General features: G+C 61.3%; 12 protein-coding genes and 1 pseudogene. 2 read left to right on the forward strand and 11 right to left on the reverse strand.

The window, feature by feature from the left end:
• Positions 1-116: 116 nt before the first annotated feature.
• Complete coding sequence (locus P3T23_RS46485) at positions 117-575, reverse strand: hypothetical protein (protein ID WP_429322756.1); 459 nt, start codon at positions 573-575, stop codon at positions 117-119.
• Between the two features lie 133 nt (positions 576-708).
• On the opposite strand from P3T23_RS46485, the gene P3T23_RS46490 reads away from it, so the two are divergent.
• Positions 709-939, forward strand: coding sequence for a hypothetical protein (locus P3T23_RS46490; protein WP_429322757.1), 231 nt, complete (start codon positions 709-711; stop codon positions 937-939).
• A 119-nt stretch (positions 940-1,058) separates the two neighbouring features.
• A complete protein-coding gene (locus P3T23_RS46495) occupies positions 1,059-1,208 on the forward strand; it encodes a hypothetical protein (protein ID WP_429322758.1) in 150 nt (49 codons plus the stop codon).
• 45 nt (positions 1,209-1,253) lie between these two features.
• Here the strand turns inward: P3T23_RS46495 and P3T23_RS46500 are convergent, their stop codons facing one another.
• From P3T23_RS46500 to P3T23_RS46545, 10 genes and pseudogenes are all read right to left on the reverse strand, one after another.
• The gene (locus P3T23_RS46500; RefSeq protein WP_429322759.1) at positions 1,254-1,685 is read right to left on the reverse strand and encodes a PIN domain-containing protein; all 432 of its coding nucleotides are present in this window, start codon (positions 1,683-1,685) and stop codon (positions 1,254-1,256) included.
• Positions 1,682-1,924, reverse strand: coding sequence for an AbrB/MazE/SpoVT family DNA-binding domain-containing protein (locus P3T23_RS46505; protein ID WP_429322760.1), 243 nt, complete (start codon positions 1,922-1,924; stop codon positions 1,682-1,684). The genes P3T23_RS46500 and P3T23_RS46505 overlap by 4 nt, the downstream gene beginning before the upstream one ends.
• Positions 1,925-2,213: 289 nt before the next feature.
• Positions 2,214-2,432 carry a hypothetical protein gene (locus P3T23_RS46510; RefSeq protein WP_252889410.1) on the reverse strand — a complete coding sequence of 73 codons (219 nt, stop codon included), beginning with the start codon at positions 2,430-2,432 and terminating at the stop codon, positions 2,214-2,216.
• Positions 2,432-3,193 carry an IS21-like element helper ATPase IstB gene (gene istB / locus P3T23_RS46515; RefSeq protein ID WP_252889411.1) on the reverse strand — a complete coding sequence of 254 codons (762 nt, stop codon included), beginning with the start codon at positions 3,191-3,193 and terminating at the stop codon, positions 2,432-2,434. Before istB ends, P3T23_RS46510 begins: the two co-directional genes overlap by 1 nt.
• A gap of 344 nt (positions 3,194-3,537) precedes the next feature.
• The gene (locus P3T23_RS46520) at positions 3,538-4,554 is read right to left on the reverse strand and encodes an IS110 family transposase (RefSeq protein ID WP_429322761.1); all 1,017 of its coding nucleotides are present in this window, start codon (positions 4,552-4,554) and stop codon (positions 3,538-3,540) included.
• Positions 4,555-4,853: 299 nt separating this feature from the next.
• The gene (locus tag P3T23_RS46525) at positions 4,854-5,870 is read right to left on the reverse strand and encodes an IS110 family transposase (protein ID WP_429322762.1); all 1,017 of its coding nucleotides are present in this window, start codon (positions 5,868-5,870) and stop codon (positions 4,854-4,856) included.
• Between the two features lie 103 nt (positions 5,871-5,973).
• Positions 5,974-6,390 (reverse strand): hypothetical protein, encoded by a 417-nt coding sequence (locus tag P3T23_RS46530; RefSeq protein WP_429322765.1) that lies wholly within the window; start codon positions 6,388-6,390, stop codon positions 5,974-5,976.
• Positions 6,272-6,649, reverse strand: a complete 378-nt coding sequence (locus tag P3T23_RS46535) for a Mu transposase domain-containing protein (protein ID WP_429322763.1) — start codon at positions 6,647-6,649, stop codon at positions 6,272-6,274. Before P3T23_RS46535 ends, P3T23_RS46530 begins: the two co-directional genes overlap by 119 nt.
• Before the next feature lie 415 nt (positions 6,650-7,064).
• Positions 7,065-8,447 carry a transglycosylase SLT domain-containing protein gene (locus tag P3T23_RS46540; RefSeq protein ID WP_429322764.1) on the reverse strand — a complete coding sequence of 461 codons (1,383 nt, stop codon included), beginning with the start codon at positions 8,445-8,447 and terminating at the stop codon, positions 7,065-7,067.
• Positions 8,448-8,512: 65 nt separating this feature from the next.
• Positions 8,513-8,604, reverse strand: a pseudogene (locus P3T23_RS46545) (IS6 family transposase); the annotation flags it as partial.

The following is an 8,604-nucleotide window of genomic DNA, read 5'->3' on the forward strand; positions in this document are numbered from 1 at the left end:
CAAACTGTCGCCGAGCAGTTCTATTCGTTGGCGGCATAAGTAGTCCTAGTCATATCAGGCGTTGCTCAACTTGCAATCGTTATCGCGACAAAACCACTCCTCCCAGGGCTTCCGTACTACGTCGATAGCGGAATCGGCGACTGATCCGTTCCCTCCAGAAAAACTTTCATGTGCAGTTCCGCGTCGAGCACTTCGTGAAGAGGGGCTCTCGCAAGCTGGGCGTCGTACAGCGCCAGCAACGATTCGAGGTGGCGGACCACTTCAGGCGCGAACCGCCATTCGCCCGTTTCGTGAGCGTGCGCCAGAATCTCTTCAACTGCGTATTCAACGGCCTTGAACTGCGCGACGGGCTGGTTCCCGTAGCCCGCGCGTTGCAGATACCAGCTCAGGTAGACCGCAAGCATCAGTTCATTGACAAGATGGCTGCTACCGTTTCCGGCGCGGCATGCGGCCAGCGCGAGATGGCAGGATAGCGAACGTTCATTGGCAGCGGCGCGCTCCATCGGCAACAGAAGCGTTTTTGTCAGTGGCCTGCGGGCGCGGCCAACGCGAGGGCTGGATCGTCTGGAGGACATTCTGTTCGAAATTGCGATATATGGGACCGCTAAATTATAACGAAACTATGTCAAATGTACGGCCACGCCTGGTCAACGTGCCATTTTTACCGCCTATTATATAAACGCGATGTGAGGCAAGCGGCAGACGATCATGGTTTCGAGGGACGTACTGCGTACAGAGCGGCGGGAGACAATACGGCAGCTGGCGTTCCGCCTGGCTGCCAGTGGTGATTTTGCCGACTCGCAGGCGATCGAGCAGATCCTGTGCCGTCTGTATGGTGTGATCGAAACGCGCCGGCTGTTCGTCGATCTGCGTATCCGTGCCGAACTGGACAGGCGCTGCATATTGGCCAGACAGCCTCCAACCGGAACAGCCCTTTAGGACAGCCCCCGGGCGGGCCGCACAATAACGGTCCTCGCGGCCCGCCTTTCAGGCCTCGCCGGCTATGGACTGGCTGGCGAGGCGCTTTCTCCGGAACGCGCGCACGGTGCGGCAATGCCATGAAATCCATCAACCCCCTGAAAGTGATGACCACCCACCTGTCTGGTACACGGACTCTCCCTGTATTGGTGCTGATGGCCGGCATCCTGCTTGCCCTCGGTGCCGCGCTGGGTGACACGTTGGAGTTCGGCGTATGCCCACTGCGGTGAAAATCACGTAAACTGTCTGACGCCAGATGCGGAATCGAGCGGCAGTCAACTGGGTGACCGGAACGGATTGATCACCGTCAGCCGGTCGAAGATAACCTGCCCGTGTTGCATGTCTTCGCTGTAGAAAACTTCGCAATCTTCGAGCAACGCGAAGGCGATGATGCATGAATCGTAGAACCTGAATCCATAGTGTTCGGCGATATGGCGCGCTTGCCTGTGGACTTCAAGCGTCAGCGGCACGATCTCGCAGAATTCCTCCACGTCGCCAAGCAGAGTATTGATCTCCGGCCATGAGAGGCCCATTTTCCGGCTCATGACGAGCGTAACCTCGTTCATCACCTGCGTGCTGATGACGGGTTTCGGGTTGCCCTGCACCACCGCCGCCTCGGCCCGGTCAGCCTTCGCAGTGTCGCTCGAGAACAGATAGGCAATCACATTGCTATCGACGGCGAATCGCGTCGGTGCCTCAACGGTCATTCAGCGCTTCCCCTGTCGGTGAGCGATTCCCGATCAAACCTGAAGTCGGCAGGCAGTCGTCCGCGGTACTTGCGCAGGCGCTCGATCCGCTCAGCAGCTGTCAGCTTCTTGCTGACTGAGAACGCGCCGGACTGGTCGGCATAGATCTCGATGTCGTCCCCCTCCTTCAAACCGAGCGCATCGACGACGCTCGCGGGCAGCCGGACGGCAAGGCTGTTGCCCCATTTTGCGACTTGCATGAGTATTTCTCCAATAGATATACATTAAGTGCATTGTATATCCAAATCGGCGTCTTTCAAGTCCGGCGACGGTTCCACCTGTTTGGTGCCCCGTCCTGTGTGACCCTGTGCGCGTCGCGCCGTTTCGGGAACCGCGTGCTGCTCTTCCGCACGCTGGATCGATAGGGACACCGGCGGAGGATGCTGCGTGTTGGCGGCGGCGTAGACCCACTAGACGGCGGCGCAAGGCTGAGTGGAAGCGTCAACGATACCAGGCGGCCAGTGGCGGCCGCCTGGCGTGTCAGTTGGTTCAGGAGAGATCGTCGAGGATATCTTCCGGATCGTCAGGAGGCGATCGCTGCTCGCGAATTAGGTCATGCAACTCGATGGAGTAGTGCATCCAGATTCGCGCACGCAGATCGCTGAGCAGTTCGAAGACGGCGAGCGCCTGTTCAGGCGACCAGTTCGCATCTATCAGGAAGTCGAGCCCGCGGACGATACCCGATGGCATGTGTGCAAGGCTCTTCATCACTTTTTCTCCGTACGGTTGGCAGTGCGTCTTTTTGTGCGCAGTTCGGCCCGCTCACGCGCCTCCTTCACCCGATAGGACTCGCCCTCGATCACAACGACTTCCGCCCGATGCACCAGTCGGTCAACAAGGGAGACGACGCAAGCCGCGTTCGGAAACACCTCATGCCATTCTCCGAATGGTCTGTTTGTGGTCACCACAGTCGACGCGACACCGTACCGCCGGCTGACGAGTTCGAACAGCAGATCGGCGTGGCGGTTCGAGTACGAGAGGTAGCCGACCTCGTCGATCACAAGCACGTGGGGTGAGGCATAGCGGTTCAGCCGGCGGCGCAACGCCGAATCGCTATCGAGCGCGGCCAGTTCACCAAGCATCTGGCCGGCGGTGGTGAACAAGGCCGTGTGACCATGGACGATTGCCTGATAGGCGAGATTGAGCGCCAGTGTCGATTTGCCGACGCCGTTCGGTCCGATCAGCACGACGTTCGCGGTGTCCTTGACGAACTCAAGCGCCATCAGCTCTTCGACGGCAGCACGATCGCAGCGCCTGGGCCAGGCCCAGTCGAAGTCGCAGAGCGGCTTGAAGCTGCCCAGATGGGCATCGCGGATGCGTCGCTCCAGCGAACGGCGTCCGCGCTCGTCCTCTTCCCACTGCAGCAATGGCGCGACCCACGGCTCGGCTACCACATCGGGCCAGTGTGCGAGCAGTCCATACAGGCGCAAGGCGTTCGCGCGGCTTTGCAGATCATCAGGCGCGCTCATCGGTGTCTTATATGGACGCCTCCCGGTTTGCCAGGTGATATTCATGTGTGACAGACAGGATGTGGCTGCAGACTTATACATGGCCTCGTCCCGTTTGCCAAATGGTTTGATCCACTGCTTGCAGGTGCTGGATTGTATATATACATACGGCCTGTTTGTGGCACGCATGTGCCTGGCCCCAATGGATTTCGCCCGGCGACTCCTTTATATATCCACGGCTTCGGGAGCCCTAAGACTGCGCAGGTTTTGTCGCCGACGGTCCGACCTGTTTGCCATTGAATCAAATCACTTGTGCAATCGATGATGGGTTGAAGATTACTGCAGCCGTGCTGCCATAGACGCACTCATACAGGGGGCTCGTATTCACGTCCTCGAGCCAGCAACACCCAGATTGTCCGGGCTATCTTGTTGGCGAGCGCTACAACGGCGACGTTTGTTCCCCGTCGTGCCTGAAGCTCAAGTATCCATTTCGAGAGCGGATCGTTACGCTTCGCTGCCTGCTGGACGACTGATCTGGCTCCGTGCACAAGAAGCATCCGCAGGTATCCGTTGCCCCGTTTCGTAATTCCGAACAGGCGTTGCCGGCCGCCTGAGGAGTGTTGGCGTGGTGTCAGACCGATCCATGCAGCAAACTGTCTGCCGTTCGCGAACTCGGTCGCGCTGCCTGCAGCGGCGATGGCAGCGGTTGCAATCATGGGGCCGACACCCCGGATTTTGTCCAGTCGCTGGCTTGGAGGAGATGCCTTGTGCGCCTGACTGATGAGGTTGTCGTACCGCGCGATCTGCGTATCCAGAAGCGCGAGTCGTTCATACATGTCGCGCACCATCGAGCGGGTGAGCCCGGTGAGCTCGTTAGCTTGATCGTCAAGAATTGCTGGCAACTGCTGCCGTACTTTCAGCGGCGTCTGGGCAATGACGACGCCGTATTCAGCCAGTAACCCTCGTATCTGGTTGATCTGCGCGATCCGGTCGCGCATCAGCAGGCTGCGGATGCGATGCATGGACTGGATGTCCTGCTGCTCAACGCTATTGATCGCGACATAGCGCATCGTCGGACGTGACGCCGCCTCGGCGATCGCCTCGGCATCGTTGCGATCGTTCTTTTGGGAATTGACGAAGGGTTTGACGAACCGCGGAGCAATGATCTGCACATGATGTCCCATTGCGGAGAATCGGCGTGCCCAGTAGTGTGCTCCGCCACAGGCTTCCATCACGATGCGGCAGCAAGGTATACCGACGACCGCCTCCAGCAGCCTGGCGCGGCTGACACGCCGGCTCAACACCGGCCTGCCGTGCTCGTCAACGCCGTGCAGCTGGAAGATGTTCTTGGCAAGATCGATGCTCAGCAATGTAACGCTCATGACAGCCTCCGTTCATTTGCAGATCAGGGAGTCCCATACTGCCACGCCCTCTGGTGGAGCCTTCGTGCCCTACCACCGCGGGTGGGACGAGGCCATTCCACTATATCCGGCCTGTGGTGCGGGCGGTGGCCCGCTGGCCCTGATGGAATCTGCTGGGGAAGGGCCTCATCTCCTGCGAGTCCTTGATGGACAAGACACCGTTCAGGCTTGCTTCCCCACGGTCCGACCTGTTGTGCCATCACATGTGTATCAACCTGCGCAACCTAGTGACGACCAGTCTCCATAGTTAAGTGGAAGTTCTACGCGGCATGCGCCACGTAACCGGGTTGGTACGTACGGGCGTGGGCGAGCAGCGCCCAGATCATGCGTGCCATCCTGTTGGCCAGTGCGACGACCACCACATTGAAGGGTCGTCGCGCCAGCAGACGTTGCAGCGTGTCGTCCAGATGCTTCGAGTGCGTGAGCACCGAGCGCGCGCCGTGAATCAGCAAGGTGCGCAGGTACACATCGCCCCGTTTGCTGATGCCCAGCAGCTTCACGCGCCCTCCCGTGCCGCTTTGTCGCGGCACCAGACCGATGCAGGCGGCGAACTCACGTCCCGAGCGGAATGTACTGGCCTGGCCGATGGTGGCCACCGCAGCGGTCGAGGTGAGCAGGCCCACGCCGGGAATCGCGACCAGCCGTGTGGCCGCTTCGTCCTGGCGCTGCCATGCTGCAAGCCGGCGTTCAATGGTGCGGATATCGTGCGCGAGTGTTTCGACACGCTGCAGCTGTTCGCGCAGCGTGTCGATCACCATCGCGGGCAAGGTGTCGGCCAGTTCGGTCAATTGGCGTGCCGCATCGTCCATGCTGTGCCACCCACGATGTACGGCTGCGCCGAATTCATAAAGCAAGCCGTGGATCTGGTTGGTCTGCATGCGGTGCATCTTCTTCAGTTGCTGGCGTACGCGGTGCAGTGTCAGCACCGCCTGCTGCGCTTCGCTCTTGACTGCCACAAAGCGCATTTCCGGTCGTTGCGCGGCCTCCCAGATCGCCTGCGCGTCGGCGACATCGGTCTTGTTGCGATTTACGAACGGGCGCACAAACGCGGGCGCGATGAGCCTCACCTGATGGCCAAAGCCCGCAAAACGGCGCGCCCAGTAATGAGCGCTGCCGCAGGCTTCCATCGCGATGAGCGCCGGCGCCTGCTTCGCAAAGAAGGTCACGAGCTGTTCGCGCCTGAACTGCTTGCGGTTGATTTCGCCTGTATCCATGTCTACCCAGTGCACCTGAAAGACCCGCTTTGCCAGGTCCACGCCAAATGTCGTAGTCTTCATTTCGAGCCCTCCTTGCCCTCAGTGGTCGTCTTGACAACCACCACTTTGGCACTCTGATGCCGTCGGGTATAGCGGAGGGCTCCGCCGTTTCTACTGCCTCTGCTCACCGACGCGGGAGGGAGGCGTCCATACCATCTCCCGTGATCTGGTCGTAAATGTCGAGCCGATGAGGTGTCACCAGCGCGTCCTTCTTGCGCACGTGTTCTGGCATTGGAACCGCCACCGGCGGAGGCAGCCTGCGCGCCTCGCGCCGGCGCTCCAGCGCCAGACGTACCGGATTCGGATGAGGCGCAGCGCCACTGGCGAGGGTCTCCGCAATGGCCACCTGCAGTTCGGAGGCGCCATAGCGGTCGAGCAGGCGGAGCAGATTGGATGTAATGTTGCCCAGATTGCCGCCGAGTTCAGCGGCGCGCAACATCAACGCCTGGCTGGCCGGCGCCGCCCGGGCCAGATGGTCGAGGCCGCGATGGTGACGGGCTTCGCGTTTGCGCCCGAGCGAGGGCGTCGATGTGCGCGGCAATCTCGATCTGCGCGCCGCGATCGTAACTGCGCACATGGGTGGCGAGCAGATCGGCGCCATCGAGAATGCGTACCTGCCGGGGATCGGCCCGCACCGTGAGCGTACGCCGCACGTGGGTATGCGGGATCGTGTAGTCGTTCAGGTCGAAGCGCACGTACGGCTGCTTGCCAACCTTCACGGCCAGTTGCAGTTCGCACGGATACGGATTCTCTGGCAAGGCGAGCAGGCTGGGCTGTTCACGGACGAAGGCTTCGCGCACGGTGATCGTGGACTCTTCCCGGCAAGGACGATCGGCGGCGGGACCCGCGCACCAGCCCGCGGCCTGAGCATTGAGGTCGTCGAGGTCAGCGAACTTGCGCGCGGCAAAGAAGTTCTCGCGTACAAACCTGATTGCCCTTTCGACACGACCCTTCTCATTGTTATGGGCTCGAGCCCATAATCACGATTGTGATTGAACTCATTTGATGCGGGAAAACTGCACACCGGGTTCGGAGGGAGGGGACGGCGATCGCCGTTTCCTACCCCTATCCAGGCCGATCTGCGACGCCATCCGCAGCCATTGATATCACGGCATACATTGCACCGCACAAGACGAAATCAACCGCGCAATGCGGATACCCATTTTTTGAAGACACCGAGAGGCAGGAGCCGACCCTGCCTCCCGGCGTCCGCGACTACGCCGTCCTGGCCATCGAGACAGGCGGTGTGGGCATCGCCCGCGCCATCCCACGCTGGAACGGCTGGACCGTACCGGCTACTGTTGTGGCTGAAGTGCCTGCGCTGACGGCTGCCGTCCCCGCCGAACCGGCGCCCTGCTTCACCGCCTGTTGCATCAGGTCGTACATGGCCCTGAGGACGTCGAGCGCCTGTTCGTGAACCTTGAGCGACCTGTCCAGTGTTTCTCCCACTCCGCCCAGCGCGTCCATGTGCTCGTCATGCTGGGCCCGCTGGATCGTCATGATGGACTTCGGGCCCTGATCGATCAGCTTGACGGACGCCGGCCCGAAGCCGAACGGAGCCGCAGGCGAGCCTCCCGCGAAGGGGATCTTCGAGGCCACATTGCTGAGCGCTCCACCCAGCCCGGTACGTGCATCCGCCGTATCAGCGCGAGTCGATGCCGTGGCGAATGCTGGCTGCCTGGGTACGACCGTCAGGGAGCCACCTTGCGAGATGTTTGATACCGGGATCGTAGCCCCCGCTGGCGCGGGTTTCGACGCAGTGCCCGCACCAGCAACGGAAGCGGCCGTGGCACTCCCCGCACCGCCGACGCCTGTCATGCCAGGCATCCCAGCCTGCAAGCCCGGCGCGATCGCCGCAGCGCCCGTCGCGGGACTGGGCGCCTTCGCTGATGCCGGCGAAGCCGGTTTCGCCGGTCCGGTGGCCGCTAGAGCGTTAGTTGCGTTTGCACTTACCCCCGAGGCGCCCGGCGCCGGCGCCCTGGCAGTGGTGTCCGCAGCGCCCGCGCCCTTGCCGGTTTTAACTGGCGCGGATGCAACGTCAGCAGCGCCAGTCGTCACCCCCGTCTGCTTCAGGCCAAGCTGGACCCGCCGTCCAATCTCCGCATAGACCTGGGCCACCGTGCGATGAGACCCATCCTTGTTGTTGAAGAAGATGGACCGGTTAGCGGCCGCGGGCCCCGGCATGAGCGCTACGGCATCCGTGCCGGGATCGGCCTTGAGAAGCTGCTTCGCACCGCCGGGGCCGAGAAAATGCGCGAGATAGACATCGGTCGGTGTGATGGTGCCCTTCACACCCTTGAGCGCCGCGACGTTTTCCTTGATGAACTCGGCGCCCATCAGGGCGCTTGCGCGCGGATCGGTCTGTGGCGTGTTGGGCGGAATGTCGTACTTCGGCCCGTACTTCCTGAGCATCGTCTGCCAGGTGCTGCTGATGAACTGGAACAGACCCGATGCGCTGCTCGTGCCCGCCTTCGCGGACGGATTGAACGCGGACTCGATCGCGCCGATCGCCGCGAGAAGAATCGGATCCACGCCCACCATCGACGCGGCCTTGCCGATCAGATCCTTGACGGCACTCCAACCCTTGCCGATAGGCAACGGGGTTTTGTCGCGATAACGATTGCAAGTTGAGCAACGCCTGATATGACTAGGACTACTTTTGCCGCCAACGAATAGAACTGCTCGGCAACAGTTTGTCGGGCGCCGTTGTCTTTCATCTGCCCCTTGGCGATCATGTGAGCCACCTCGATGCCAC

The sequence above is a fragment of the Paraburkholderia sp. GAS448 genome, from assembly GCF_050435685.1.
Lineage (GTDB): Bacteria > Pseudomonadota > Gammaproteobacteria > Burkholderiales > Burkholderiaceae > Paraburkholderia.

Excerpts from the sequence above, each read along its gene's own strand:
- P3T23_RS46485 (WP_429322756.1), bottom strand. The coding sequence starts at position 575 with ATGTCCTCCAGACGATCCAGCCCTCGCGTTGGCCGCGCCCGCAGGCCA.
- P3T23_RS46490 (WP_429322757.1), top strand. The coding sequence starts at position 709 with ATGGTTTCGAGGGACGTACTGCGTACAGAGCGGCGGGAGACAATACGG.
- P3T23_RS46495 (WP_429322758.1), top strand. The coding sequence starts at position 1,059 with ATGAAATCCATCAACCCCCTGAAAGTGATGACCACCCACCTGTCTGGT.
- P3T23_RS46500 (WP_429322759.1), bottom strand. The coding sequence starts at position 1,685 with ATGACCGTTGAGGCACCGACGCGATTCGCCGTCGATAGCAATGTGATT.
- P3T23_RS46505 (WP_429322760.1), bottom strand. The coding sequence starts at position 1,924 with ATGCAAGTCGCAAAATGGGGCAACAGCCTTGCCGTCCGGCTGCCCGCG.
- P3T23_RS46510 (WP_252889410.1), bottom strand. The coding sequence starts at position 2,432 with ATGAAGAGCCTTGCACACATGCCATCGGGTATCGTCCGCGGGCTCGAC.
- istB (WP_252889411.1), bottom strand. The coding sequence starts at position 3,193 with ATGAGCGCGCCTGATGATCTGCAAAGCCGCGCGAACGCCTTGCGCCTG.
- P3T23_RS46520 (WP_429322761.1), bottom strand. The coding sequence starts at position 4,554 with ATGAGCGTTACATTGCTGAGCATCGATCTTGCCAAGAACATCTTCCAG.
- P3T23_RS46525 (WP_429322762.1), bottom strand. The coding sequence starts at position 5,870 with ATGAAGACTACGACATTTGGCGTGGACCTGGCAAAGCGGGTCTTTCAG.